We start from the raw sequence: 12087 nt of genomic DNA on the forward strand, positions 1-12087 counted from the left end.
ATTAGTGTATTTTTTACTTAAATTAAATTCAGATACCTCTTTACTATTTAAAACCTAAAAAATTGAAATGAAACAGTCAACTACAGTAAATTTACTCGGTTACCCTAAAACTAAAAATCATTTTGTTTAACTATTTAACTTTATTTTTAAACAAAATAAAATTCTTTGTAGTAGGTTTGAAACCATAACCTAACGCAATGTCTTACATTAAGAAACAATTCAGTATTAAAGACCTTGAAGTTCTTAGCGGCATTAAAGCTCATACATTAAGAATGTGGGAAAAACGCTATAGTGTTTTAACACCAGAGCGCACCGAAACCAACATTAGATCCTACGGGTTAGATGATTTACAAAAATTATTGAATATTTCTTTCTTAAATGAAAATGGTTATAAAATTTCCCGTATTTCTAAATTAAAAGATGATGAAATTGCAAACTTGGTCAAGAATATTTCTTCAACCAACAACAGTAATGACCGAGCTATTAAGTCTTTTAAACTTTCGATGTACAATTTTGACCAAAACTTATTCTTTAAAACCTACAATAGCTTATTAAAGACAAAAAACTTCCGGGAAATTTTTCAGCAAGTATTTATTCCTTTATTAGAAAGTATTGGGATGTTATGGCAAACCAATTCTATACATCCAGTACACGAACATTTTATTTCTAATCTAATTAAACAAAAACTCTTGCTGAACATAGAAAAACTTCAACAGGAAAAACCAGCGAAAACCGATAAAAATTTTGTGCTTTTTTTACCTGAAGATGAAATGCACGACTTAGCCATTCTCTATGCGAACTATGAAATTTTATCACACGGTTATCCAACTATCTATCTGGGACAAAGCTTACCTATGGAAGATTTAACGTTTTTGGATAAAGTGTACGATAAGCTTCGGTTTATTAGTTATTTTACAATACAGCCTCAAGATCCGGATAAGTACTTAGAAGATTTTCATCATCAAATCATCAAAAAATTAGACTGTGAATTATGGGTTTTAGGCAAACGCTGCAATTCTACGGTTAAATTACCTTCAGAAAAAATCAAAGTGATGGATTCTATAGAGGAACTAGTAAGAAAATTATAAATGAAAAAAATAATCATCATAGGTTCAGGATTTTCTTCCATAGCATCATCTTGTTACCTGGCCCAACAAGGCCATAAAGTGGAAATTTTCGAAAAAAATGACACCATTGGCGGAAGGGCAAGACAATATAAAAAAGACGGTTTTACCTTCGACATTGGCCCTACTTGGTACTGGATGCCCGATGTTTTTGAACGCTTTTTTGCTGATTTTGGCAAAAAACCTTCTGATTATTACCAGCTTCTAAAACTGAGTCCAGCCTATCAAGTGTACTTTGGCGAAGAAGATAAAATTACCATTGGCGATACCTTAGAAAAAATCTATACTGAGTTTGATCGCATTGAACCCGGTAGCTCACAAAAGCTAAAAAAGTTTATCGATCAAGCAAAAGATAATTATGATATTGCCATTAAAGATTTGGTATATCGTCCCGGTGAATCTCCGTTAGAACTTGTGACTTTAGAAACTGCAAAAAAACTAGGACAATTTTTCAGTACTATTGCTAGAGAAGTACGCAAAGAATTTAAGAATAAAAAATTGGTTCAAGTACTTGAATTTCCAGTGCTATTTTTAGGAGCCAAACCCAGCGATACGCCCGCATTTTATAATTTCATGAACTTTGCCGATTTTGGTTTAGGTACGTGGCATCCCAAAGGCGGTATGTATCAAGTAATTTTAGGAATTCAGCGTTTAGCAGAATCACTAGGAGTAAAATTCAATACCCATCAAAATGTTGAAAAGATTTTGGTTGAAAACAAAACTGCTACCGGAATTATCGCCAATGGAACCGAACACCAAGCCGATATTGTGTTAAGTGGTGCAGATTATCACCATTCAGAAACCTTATTAGATCAACCTTATCGACAATATTCTGAAAGCTTTTGGGAAAAGAAAACTTTTGCACCTTCTTCCCTACTCTTTTATGTAGGTTTTGATAAGAAATTGAAAAATGTTGAACATCACTCCTTGTTTTTTGATGTCGATTTTGAAAAACATGCACACGCTATTTATGATGTAAGTGAATGGCCCGAAGACCCCCTCTTCTATGCAAGTTTCCCTTCAAAAACAGATGAAAATTCTGCCCCAGAAGGTAAAGAAGCAGGTATATTTCTCATTCCCTTAGCACCGGGAATAAAAGATGAACAAGCGTTAAGAGAACGTTATTTTGAAAAAATAATTACTCGTTTTGAAAAAATAACGCAACAAAAAATCAAAAAAAATATTATATTCAAAAAAAGCTTCTGTGTGAACGATTTTATTAAAGAATATAACTCTTATAAAGGGAATGCTTATGGTTTAGCCAATACGCTTTTACAGACCGCTTTTTTAAGACCAAAATTAAAAAGCAAAAAAGTAAAAGGCTTGTATTTTACAGGACAGCTAACCGTACCGGGACCGGGCGTTCCTCCTGCATTAATTTCAGGGAAATTAGTTTCGGACCTTATTAAAAAATATGAATAATACCATGAAATCTATTTTTGATTCTGTATCCAGGCAATGCAGCCAAACCGTTACCAATTCGTACAGTACTTCGTTTTCGGTAGCGACCAAATTATTGGCTCCCTCCATTAGGCAGGATATTTACAATATTTATGGCTTTGTCCGTTTTGCGGATGAAATAGTAGATACTTTTCACGATTACGATAAAGAAAAGCTTTTTAACGATTTTGAAATAGAAATGTATAAAGCTATTGAAAATAAAATTAGCTTGAATCCCATTTTAAATGCTTTTCAAGAAACCGTTCATACCTATAACATTCCAGCCGAATTATACGAGGCATTTATGAAAAGTATGCGGATGGACTTACATAAATCCACCTACCTAACCACCGAGGAATACGAAACTTATATCTATGGAAGTGCGGATGTAGTGGGGTTAATGTGTTTAAAAGTTTTTGTGAAAGGAGATCAAGAAAAGTACGATGAATTGAAAAGTGACGCTATGAAGCTTGGTTCGGCCTTTCAAAAAGTTAATTTCCTAAGAGACCTAAAAGCGGACTATGAAGATTTAAGCCGAAGTTATTTTCCCAATACCAATTTAGAACAATTGGATGAAGCTTCTAAACAAAAAATCATTCAAGAGATTGAAGATGATTTCGCCAAAGCTTTACGTGGAATTGCTAAACTTCCGGTAGAAGCAAAATTAGGAGTTTATACTGCATATGTTTACTTTTTTAAATTGTTGACAAAACTAAAAGCCGTACCTTCGTTAGAAATCAGAAAAAAACGCATAAGAGTCCCCAATTATGAAAAAGCAGGACTTTTAGCCAAATGTTATGTTTCTTACAGACTTAATTTAATATAAAAAATGATGACGATTATATTTTCCATTATATTCTTAGCATTTGTGATCACAATGCTGAAGTTCACGATTTCAATACCAAAGTTAAAAGTTGAACGTATTCGAGTACAAAAACGAAATTACCCTAAATTATAACTTAAGTTATGCACACCGTTTATTGGATACTTATTTTCTTAGGAACCTTCTTTTTTATGGAATTTATGGCGTGGTTTACCCATAAATACATTATGCACGGTTTTTTATGGTCTTTACATAAAGACCACCACCACAAAGATCACAGTAGCTGGTGGGAACGTAACGACCTCTTTTTTGTGTTTTATGCCTTGGTAAGTATTGGTTGTTTTTTACTTTGGCGTTACGAAGATGTTTGGTTTACCTTGCCTATTGGTTTAGGAATCCTAGCTTACGGAATGGCTTATTTTACCGTTCACGATATTTTTATCCATCAACGTTTTAAACTATTTAGAAATGCCAATAACTGGTATGCCCGTGGTATTCGAAGAGCGCATAAAATGCACCACAAACATTTAGGAAAAGACCACGGTGAAAACTTCGGAATGTTAATCGTGCCTTTTAAATATTTCAAAAAGTAAGCGTTACAATTCATTTTGGATGTTGATTAAACTTTAAAAATTAAAAGAAAATAGTGTTATCTAAAAAAACTAAATATGCTATTAATGCGCTTGTCTATATTGCAAAAAACAAACACGAACAACCCATATCGGTAAGTAAAATTTCTGAAGAACAAAATATTCCTCTCAAATTTCTAGAGTCAATCCTTACTGAACTCAAAAACGCTCGAATTCTCAATAGCAAAAAAGGAAAATACGGTGGTTATTCTCTAAATGGAACCACAGAAGAAATTCATATGGCGCAAGTCTTGCGATTATTTGATGGTGCAATTGCCTTACTCCCCTGTGTAACTTATAGATTTTATGAACGCTGTGAAGAATGTATTGATGAAGAAACCTGTGGTATTCGTCAAATAGCAATGGAAATACGTAATGAAACCGTAAAGCGATTGAAAGCTGCAACCCTTGAAGACATAATTGAAAGAGAGAAAATCCTTAAAAAATAATTTTTTTATTTTTATACCCTACTAATTTGGTAGGAATAATAGGTTTTAATATTTTCGTCAAATATTTTAGAAATTTCATGAAAGAATTTAAACTAATAGCCGCGAATATTTTTTTCATTTATGTTTTTTCAACGACTGCAATTGCACAAAAAAAAATTACCAAACAGCACCTTCTCTGGACCCGATATAGCTTAAAACTAAAAATTAGCAACAATTACCAAATAAGGCAGGAGTTAGAAGAAAGAACCTATTGGTTTCCTTGGCGCCAACATCAATTTGTATCAAGAACTTTTGCAGAAAGAAAACTTGGTAAAGGCTGGAATACAGGAGTTGGTTTTACTTATTTTATACAATCACTACCTCACGACCCAGAAATTAAAAATTTTAACAACCGAACCGAGTTACGTCCACAACTTGAAATAACATATAAACAGCAGCTATCTGAGAAAATAATTTTGCATCATCGCTATTGGAGTGAATTTCGATTTTTTGAACAACCTAATCACTCTTTTAAATTTGGTAATAACCGAACGCGTTATAAATTCGAAATAAGATATTTCCCTTCAAAAGATCTAACATTAAAAGCTTTTGAAGAAATACATATAAACATTGGCAAAAATATCGTCAACAACGTATTTGATCAAAATAGATACGGGACAAGTATTCAATATATACCTTTTAAAAATCTAGGCTTTGAATTAGGCTATCTAAATTGGTTTCAACAAAGAAAGTCAGGAACAGAATACTACAACCGTCAAATTGTAAGGTTAACTATTCACCATATCATAAATCTAAAAAATAACTAATCATGTCAGGACTGTTCAACATCTTAACTATTCCGTTTTTATTGGCTATGTTTCTCGCTATCAATATGGGTGGTAGTGGAACCGCACCTTCTTTTTCAGCTGCTTATGGAGCAAATGTTATAAAACGAACTGTAATTCCGGGGCTTTTCGGGATTATGGTGCTCGCAGGTGCATTAATTGCAGGGAAAGAAGTTTCTTTAACCTTGGGAAAAGGTTTATTAGATCATTCCTTTTTCACACCACTAAATACATCTGTAATTCTATTATCAATTGGGTTATCCTTACTCATCGCCAACTTAATTGGTGTTCCACAGTCAACAAGCCAGGCAACTGTGCTTTCAATAGCTGGTGCGGCAACAGCCTTAGATGGATTAAACCTAAATAAATTACTTTATGACATTATTCCTACTTGGATTATCTTACCCATCATCTCTTTCTTTATCGTTTTAATTCTTTCTAAATGGATTTTCCCCTTTATCAAAACCAAAATTTTAAAAAATAAATTTTCAGATTTAAATAAACATAAAGGTTTAAAGGCTGTTTTAATTTTATCATCACTTTACGTAGCATTTTCTATAGGTGCAAATAACGTTGCTAATGCTGCTGCCCCTATCGCTTCTTTAACAGCTAATGAAATAGGACAAGAGGCCATTAAAAATTTTCTACCAATTATAATTTTATCTGTTTTAATTGTCGCCCCTTGCTTTGCTATTGGCAGCTCGTTGTTTGGACATAAAGTGACAAAAAAAACAGGGAAACAAATTGTAAAAGTATCTCCATTTTACGCAACTGTAATTGCCTTAATCGTATCAAGTTTATTATTATTTGCTTCTGTAGCAAAAGGAATTCCCACTTCATTAGTTCAGTTAAATGGAGCAGCATTTATCGCTTTAAGTATTAGCAAAAATGGATTTAAGCATACATTTAAAAATAAAACTGTAAAGCAATTTTTCTCAGTGTGGGCAATAGCCCCTATTTTTGCTTATATTTTGACTTTTACGCTAATTACAATTTTAAAATAAAAGGAGTTTGTTTAGCTTTACCAAGCTATGAATAAAACGTACGATTATATTATTATAGGAAGTGGTTTAGCTGGACTCCAATTAGCCTTGGCATTTTCCAAAGATGAATATTTTCAGCATAAAAAAATTGCACTTCTCGATAAATCCACAAAAACTGAAAACGATAAAACCTGGTGCTTTTGGGAACAAGGAGAAGGGAATTGGAAACCAATCATTCATAAATCTTGGTCGGCCGGTGCAGTAATCACTTCATCAAAATATATTGAATTTCAATTAGCCCCCTACCAATACAAAATGGTGAGGTCAATTGATTTTTATGAGTTTGTTTTAGCTGAATTGAAAAATTCTGCAATTGAATTTATTCACGAAGAAGTTATTGAAACTGAAGAAAAAGAAAATTCTGTTAGCGTAATTACTTCAACCCAAACTTATCAAACTTCTTATGTTTTTGATAGTCGAATCCCGAAAGAGTATTTTAGTGAAAGAGAAAAATACATCCACATCTATCAACATTTTAAAGGCTGGATGATTGAAACGGAGCATCCTATTTTTGATGATGAAAAATTCACGATGATGGATTATCGCCTCAAGTGGAAAAACGCTACCAGTTTCACCTATATTTTACCTATTTCAGCAACCAAAGCTTTTGTAGAATATACTTTTTTTACGCCTTTTACTACCGATGGAAAAGTATATGATGAACAACTAAAAAAGTATATTGAAAAATACCTTCAGTTAAAAAATTATCAAATTACAGAAACGGAAATGGGAATCATTCCAATGACCAATTTTCCTTTTCAGAATTTCCATAGCCAGCGAATCACCAAAATAGGAACTGCGGGAGGCTGGGTAAAAGCTTCTACGGGTTATTCATTTAAACATACCGAGAAGAAAATTGAAAAACTAATAGAGAACCTCAAACAAAATAAGCTTCCATATCAAGGCTTATTAAATCCTAAATTTCAGTATTACGATAAAGTATTTTTAAAAGTCTTGGAACAGGAAAATGATAAAGGCGAATGGATTTTTGAAAATTTCTACCAGAAAAATTCTATTCAAGAAGTATTTCAATATTTAGATGAAGAAACCAACTTTCAGCAAGATTTAAAAATCATGGGCAGTTTATTTTCTTCTGCTTTTGTAAAAGCTTTTTTCAAAACTTTATAGTTATTCAGCAATCAATTTATCTAAAACCGTAGTAAATCGGTCACTGGTCCAGTTGGCCGTTCCGGTTTTGTCAAACACAATCTTTCCATTTTTAGAAATCACATAAGTAGTTGGCAAAGCATTAGAAGATAAAACATCCGGTGTTTTACTTGTCGAAAAATATATCGGGAAAGTATATTCATGCTTTTTCATAAAAATGCTTACTTTTTCAGGATCATCATTGGTCACAAAATAAAAATCTACTTGTGTTTTATAAGCTTGATAAAGTTCTTCTAAATCGGGCATTTCTGCAATACAGGGCGGACACCAAGTAGCCCAATAATTTATAAAAACCACTTTGTTTTTTGATTCTTCCAGATTTTTCCAACGACCATAAGGATCTTCTAACTTCCAATAATAATTTTCTAACTGTTTTTGATTTTTGGTAGCTACTTCTGCTGGTGTAGAAGCCAGAAGTTGGTTTACAAAAACCTGAATTTCTTTTCTAGTCTGCGGAATGGTAAGCAAGATAATCACTAAAACTATCAAGATATTGCTCCAGTATTTTCTTATAAATTTCATAGTTGCAAAATAAGGAAAGTGTTATTGATTTCAAGTCTTAATTATTTATTAAGTCTGAATGAATTTCAACTTCATCATAAATTTTCTTACTAATTTCAACTAAAATAAATTTTACTATGAAATATTACCACCTTAACAACCGAAATAAAATTCCAAGCATTGGTTTTGGCACTTATCAAGCGGAAGAAAAAGAAGGCATTGAAGCTGTAAAAAAAGCATTAAAAACAGGCTATCGATTAATTGATACTGCTGCCAAATATAAAAATGAAGAAGCCGTAGGAAAAGGAATTAAAGAAAGTAATGTACCACGTGAAGAAATTATGGTTACCACTAAATTGTGGCGAGAAAACTTGGGTTATGAAAATACAAAAAAGGCTTTTGAAACTTCACTTAAAAAACTTGATCTTGATTATATCGATTTATACTTGATCCATTGGCCGGCAAATGCCAAAAACTATGATGATTGGGAAAAAACCAATAATGAAACTTGGCAAGCCATGGAAGAACTCGTAAAAGAAGGAAAAATCAAGAATATTGGTGTCAGTAATTTTTGGCCGGAACATTTAGAACCTTTATTAAAAACCGCTAAAATCAAACCCGTTATTAATCAAATTGAATTTCATCCGGGCTATTGGCAACCAGAGGTAACTAACTATTGTAAAGAACACGATATTTTAGTAGAAGCTTGGTCTCCGTTAGCTAGAGGGAAAGTTTTTGAGAATGATGAAATCAAAGCTATTGCTAAAAAACACCAAAAATCTGTAGCGCAAATTTGTTTACGTTGGATTTTAGAACACGAAGTTGTGGTTATCCCTAAATCTTCAACACCCGAACGTATTGAAGATAACTTTAATGTTTTTGATTTTCAGCTTTCAGCAGAAGAAATAAAAACCATAGACAGTTTACCACAAATGGGGTTTAGTGGTGAACTTCCCAATCATTGGCCAGATAAGGTAAACTAATATCATAAAAAAACCTCTCCGGTCTTGACTTACCGGTGAGGTCTTTTCTATCTTTCTTCGTGCGTTACTTTGTTTCTTTTATTAGTTTTCCTTTAGCATCATAGACGACATCAATTTCATCGTTCCATTTTTCTAATTCTACTAAATAAGTAGTTTTTCCTTTTTCTTCACGAAGTTCACAATCATCAATACTGTAATCGCTATACCTATTTTTAATTGCACTTTTTATAGCGGTAGGCAATTCATTGGGCTTAATTTCTTTTTCTAGTTTTACCTGCTTTCCATTAGCTGCGTACCAAACTTCATAATCCATTCGGTCAATCTCAAATTCTACTTGATAATTATCCAATTTTTTTTCCCATTCAATATCTGTAGCGTTTTTATACGCTTTTTTAAATTGAGATTGAATAGCAGTTGGTACTTCAGAAGAAGCCATGTCTTGAGCATTCACAGTAAACCCAATAAATAGTAAAACGACTAAGCTTTTTAAAATTTTCATAGTATTTTATTTTTTAATTCGGTTCAAAAGAAAAACACAAATCTGAAATAAATTGGGAATGATTTATCGGTTTACTTTTCCCATTTCTTTCCAGTTTTGAAAGTATCTTTGCCTGAAATTAAATTTCCATGAAAGTTTTAATTATAGAAGATGAAGAAGAAATGCTTCAAAATATGAAGCAAACTTTAGAAAAAGAAGATTATCTAATAGAAACTGCCACCGATTATGATTCGGCTTTTTTAAAAATTGGTGTTTATGATTATGACTGCATTTTATTGGATATCTCACTTCCCGGTAAAAGCGGATTGGAAATTTTAAAAGAGCTTAAAAAGAGAGGGATTTCAGATGGAGTAATTATTGTTTCTGCTAAAAACTCTTTGGATGATAAATTGGAAGGGCTTCACTTAGGTGCCGACGACTATCTGCCCAAACCTTTTCATATGGCCGAATTGAATGCAAGGATCAAAGCTATTTTTAGAAGAAGAAATTTACAAGGTGATACTTTTATAGAAATTGAGAATCTAAAAATAGATATAGAAAACAGAATTGCTTTTATTGAGGGAGAAGAATTATTGTTGAACCGAAAAGAGTTTGATATTCTTTTTTACCTTGCTTCTAACAAAAACCGCTTGGTTAACAAAACTGCCTTAGCTGAACACGTTTGGGGCGATCATATTGATCAAACTGATAGTTTTGATTTTATTTATTCTCAAATTAAAAACCTGAGAAAAAAATTAAAAGATCACCAAGCGCAAGTAGAGGTGAAAGCTATTTATGGTATTGGCTACAAGTTAGTAAGTTTATGAAACTACTAAATTATACCACCAAATATTTTGCGGCGATTTTATTATTTGCCCTTTTAATATTTACCGTGATTTTCTATTTTCAGATGTTGGACGAGATTTATGATAGTCTAGACGATGGGCTTGAAAATCAAAAAATACTTGTCATCAATAGAGCCAAAAAAGATCCAACTATCCTCCATAAAACCAGTTTTGAAGATGGCTATTACACCATTCATCCTACCACCTATTCAGAAATCAGGAATGTAAAAGATTCTTATCGGGATACATTAATGTATATGTTAAACGAAAAAGATTATGAGCCGGTTAGACTTTTAGAAACTGCATTTAGACAAGGTGATCATTACTACAAATTAAAAGTAATTACTTCCATGGTAGAGGAAGATGACTTAATTGAAGACCTCCTCTATTCTATTTTATGGCTTTATATTGGATTGGTTGTTGGAGTCCTTTTATTGAACAATTGGGTTTTAAAAAGGTTATGGAGGCCGTTTTATTCGTTATTAAACAAACTCAAAAACTTCAATATTGAGAAAGAACAAAGTATTGATTTCGAAAAGACTAACATTGAAGAATTTCAATTACTGAACCTTCAGGTAGAAAAATTGCTTCAAAAATCTATTGATAGTTTTAAAGCTCAAAAACAATTTATAGAAAATGCTTCTCACGAATTGCAAACCCCTCTTGCCATTAGCATTAATAAATTAGAATTACTTGCTGAAAAAGAGGAGCTTTCTCCTAAGAATATCGCATTATTAGCTTCGGTATTAGAGAATTTAGAAAGAATGACCAGGCTTAATCAAGCACTGCTCTTACTCTCTAAAATTGATAATAAACAATTTGTAGAAGAAGAAAATTTAAATATCCCTGAAATTATAAATCAAATTGTCTATGATTTTTCAGATTTTGCGAAGCATAGAAATATAGAAATCAGTATTTCTTCGCAAGATGCTATTCAAAAATTCATGAATAAAGATTTGGCGGTTATTTTATTCACCAATCTCATCAAAAATGCAATAGTTCATGCTTCCCTAAATTCGATTATCAGAATTAAGATTAACGAGCAAAAAGTGAGTATTGAAAATGAATCTGAAACCGGAAAACTAGACCATCAAAAATTATTTTCCAGATTTTATAAAGTTAATACCCGTAAAAATTCAACAGGATTAGGACTCTCCATTGCAAAAGCAATAGCAGATAAATATGGGTTAGCGCTTACTTACACTTATGATCGTTACCACCTATTCATAGTAGATTTTACTAAAAATTCACAAGCCACCTAATTACTTTCCAAATTCTTTCCAGAATCGTTTCTGAATTTAGCACCAGGTTTAAAAACAGAAACGATGAAATTATTCTACTTCTTAAGCATATACCTTCTTCTAATAGCTTGCAAAGAAGAAGATGACCATTCTTTTACCACTGTACCGTCGGTAGTAGCAAGCACCTTTCAATCTAACTTTCAAAATACGATAGGATTGGAATGGGAAGTGGCAGGTAAAAATTTTGAAGCAGAATTTGAACTGGCCTCTATAGAGTACAAAGCACTTTTCAATAAAAAAGGAGAACTTTTAAAGTATAAAAAAGATTTCCACTATTCAAAACTCCCCAAGCATCTACAGCAAATTTTAAATGAAAATTTTGAATTGCACCAAATAGATAAAATTGAACAAATACATATCAAAGGGAAAAAATATTACCAACTAGAGATAGAACAGTCGTTCACTGAATTAAAAAAACTTTTTAACGAAAACGGAAATTTAATAAATACCATCCCTATCTGGGATTAAAAAACAACAACT

14 protein-coding genes are annotated in these 12087 nt (G+C 32.3%); 12 read left to right on the top strand and 2 right to left on the bottom strand.

The genetic code is table 11. From position 1 onward, the window contains the following. The first annotated feature begins 197 nt into the window (after positions 1-197). The 8 genes from FVB9532_RS06455 to FVB9532_RS06490 all read left to right on the top strand — a co-directional run bounded on the left by FVB9532_RS06455 (position 198) and on the right by FVB9532_RS06490 (position 7460). A complete protein-coding gene (locus FVB9532_RS06455; protein ID WP_150544385.1) occupies positions 198-1088 on the top strand; it encodes a MerR family transcriptional regulator in 891 nt (296 codons plus the stop codon). Next, complete coding sequence (locus tag FVB9532_RS06460; protein WP_150544386.1) at positions 1089-2546, top strand: bifunctional phytoene desaturase/3,4-desaturase; 1458 nt, start codon at positions 1089-1091, stop codon at positions 2544-2546. A 4-nt stretch (positions 2547-2550) separates the two neighbouring features. Then, entirely contained in the window at positions 2551-3390 is an 840-nt protein-coding gene (locus FVB9532_RS06465; protein WP_150544387.1) for a phytoene/squalene synthase family protein, read from the top strand. Between the two features lie 140 nt (positions 3391-3530). Continuing rightward, entirely contained in the window at positions 3531-3980 is a 450-nt protein-coding gene (locus FVB9532_RS06470) for a sterol desaturase family protein (protein WP_150544388.1), read from the top strand. 53 nt (positions 3981-4033) lie between these two features. Beyond that, a complete protein-coding gene (locus FVB9532_RS06475) occupies positions 4034-4465 on the top strand; it encodes an RrF2 family transcriptional regulator (protein ID WP_150544389.1) in 432 nt (143 codons plus the stop codon). Between the two features lie 77 nt (positions 4466-4542). Then, complete coding sequence (locus FVB9532_RS06480; RefSeq protein WP_150544390.1) at positions 4543-5271, top strand: DUF2490 domain-containing protein; 729 nt, start codon at positions 4543-4545, stop codon at positions 5269-5271. 2 nt (positions 5272-5273) lie between these two features. Further along, the gene (locus tag FVB9532_RS06485) at positions 5274-6293 is read left to right on the top strand and encodes an inorganic phosphate transporter (RefSeq protein ID WP_150544391.1); all 1020 of its coding nucleotides are present in this window, start codon (positions 5274-5276) and stop codon (positions 6291-6293) included. Between the two features lie 27 nt (positions 6294-6320). Beyond that, entirely contained in the window at positions 6321-7460 is a 1140-nt protein-coding gene (locus tag FVB9532_RS06490) for a lycopene cyclase family protein (RefSeq protein WP_150544392.1), read from the top strand. Here FVB9532_RS06490 and FVB9532_RS06495 read toward each other — a convergent pair whose 3' ends face one another. Further along, positions 7461-8021: a TlpA family protein disulfide reductase gene (locus tag FVB9532_RS06495; protein ID WP_150544393.1), complete on the bottom strand. Its 561-nt coding sequence runs from the start codon at positions 8019-8021 to the stop codon at positions 7461-7463. Positions 8022-8137: 116 nt separating this feature from the next. Here FVB9532_RS06495 and FVB9532_RS06500 point away from each other — a divergent pair, with 116 nt between their 5' ends. Next, positions 8138-8983, top strand: coding sequence for an aldo/keto reductase (locus FVB9532_RS06500; protein ID WP_150544394.1), 846 nt, complete (start codon positions 8138-8140; stop codon positions 8981-8983). Positions 8984-9047: 64 nt separating this feature from the next. Here the strand turns inward: FVB9532_RS06500 and FVB9532_RS06505 are convergent, their stop codons facing one another. Then, entirely contained in the window at positions 9048-9482 is a 435-nt protein-coding gene (locus FVB9532_RS06505) for a PepSY-like domain-containing protein (RefSeq protein WP_150544395.1), read from the bottom strand. Positions 9483-9610: 128 nt separating this feature from the next. Here FVB9532_RS06505 and FVB9532_RS06510 point away from each other — a divergent pair, with 128 nt between their 5' ends. From FVB9532_RS06510 to FVB9532_RS06520, 3 genes are all read left to right on the top strand, one after another. Further along, on the top strand, positions 9611-10288 hold the full coding sequence (locus FVB9532_RS06510; protein WP_150544396.1) for a response regulator transcription factor: 678 nt from the start codon (positions 9611-9613) through the stop codon (positions 10286-10288). After that, on the top strand, positions 10285-11568 hold the full coding sequence (locus tag FVB9532_RS06515; protein ID WP_150544397.1) for a sensor histidine kinase: 1284 nt from the start codon (positions 10285-10287) through the stop codon (positions 11566-11568). Before FVB9532_RS06510 ends, FVB9532_RS06515 begins: the two co-directional genes overlap by 4 nt. A 63-nt stretch (positions 11569-11631) precedes the next feature. Next, positions 11632-12075 (top strand): PepSY-like domain-containing protein, encoded by a 444-nt coding sequence (locus FVB9532_RS06520; protein ID WP_150544398.1) that lies wholly within the window; start codon positions 11632-11634, stop codon positions 12073-12075. The last annotated feature ends 12 nt before the right edge of the window (positions 12076-12087 follow it).

The sequence above is a fragment of the Mesonia oceanica genome (assembly GCF_902499555.1).
GTDB classification, from domain to species: domain Bacteria; phylum Bacteroidota; class Bacteroidia; order Flavobacteriales; family Flavobacteriaceae; genus Mesonia; species Mesonia oceanica.

What these genes read in the sequence shown, in the direction of transcription:
- FVB9532_RS06490 (WP_150544392.1), top strand. Translation starts at nt 6,321, where the DNA reads ATGAATAAAACGTACGATTATATTATTATAGGAAGTGGTTTAGCTGGA.
- FVB9532_RS06495 (WP_150544393.1), bottom strand. Translation starts at nt 8,021, where the DNA reads ATGAAATTTATAAGAAAATACTGGAGCAATATCTTGATAGTTTTAGTG.
- FVB9532_RS06460 (WP_150544386.1), top strand. Translation starts at nt 1,089, where the DNA reads ATGAAAAAAATAATCATCATAGGTTCAGGATTTTCTTCCATAGCATCA.
- FVB9532_RS06480 (WP_150544390.1), top strand. Translation starts at nt 4,543, where the DNA reads ATGAAAGAATTTAAACTAATAGCCGCGAATATTTTTTTCATTTATGTT.
- FVB9532_RS06465 (WP_150544387.1), top strand. Translation starts at nt 2,551, where the DNA reads ATGAAATCTATTTTTGATTCTGTATCCAGGCAATGCAGCCAAACCGTT.
- FVB9532_RS06455 (WP_150544385.1), top strand. Translation starts at nt 198, where the DNA reads ATGTCTTACATTAAGAAACAATTCAGTATTAAAGACCTTGAAGTTCTT.
- FVB9532_RS06510 (WP_150544396.1), top strand. Translation starts at nt 9,611, where the DNA reads ATGAAAGTTTTAATTATAGAAGATGAAGAAGAAATGCTTCAAAATATG.
- FVB9532_RS06500 (WP_150544394.1), top strand. Translation starts at nt 8,138, where the DNA reads ATGAAATATTACCACCTTAACAACCGAAATAAAATTCCAAGCATTGGT.
- FVB9532_RS06470 (WP_150544388.1), top strand. Translation starts at nt 3,531, where the DNA reads ATGCACACCGTTTATTGGATACTTATTTTCTTAGGAACCTTCTTTTTT.
- FVB9532_RS06505 (WP_150544395.1), bottom strand. Translation starts at nt 9,482, where the DNA reads ATGAAAATTTTAAAAAGCTTAGTCGTTTTACTATTTATTGGGTTTACT.
- FVB9532_RS06515 (WP_150544397.1), top strand. Translation starts at nt 10,285, where the DNA reads ATGAAACTACTAAATTATACCACCAAATATTTTGCGGCGATTTTATTA.
- FVB9532_RS06485 (WP_150544391.1), top strand. Translation starts at nt 5,274, where the DNA reads ATGTCAGGACTGTTCAACATCTTAACTATTCCGTTTTTATTGGCTATG.
- FVB9532_RS06520 (WP_150544398.1), top strand. Translation starts at nt 11,632, where the DNA reads ATGAAATTATTCTACTTCTTAAGCATATACCTTCTTCTAATAGCTTGC.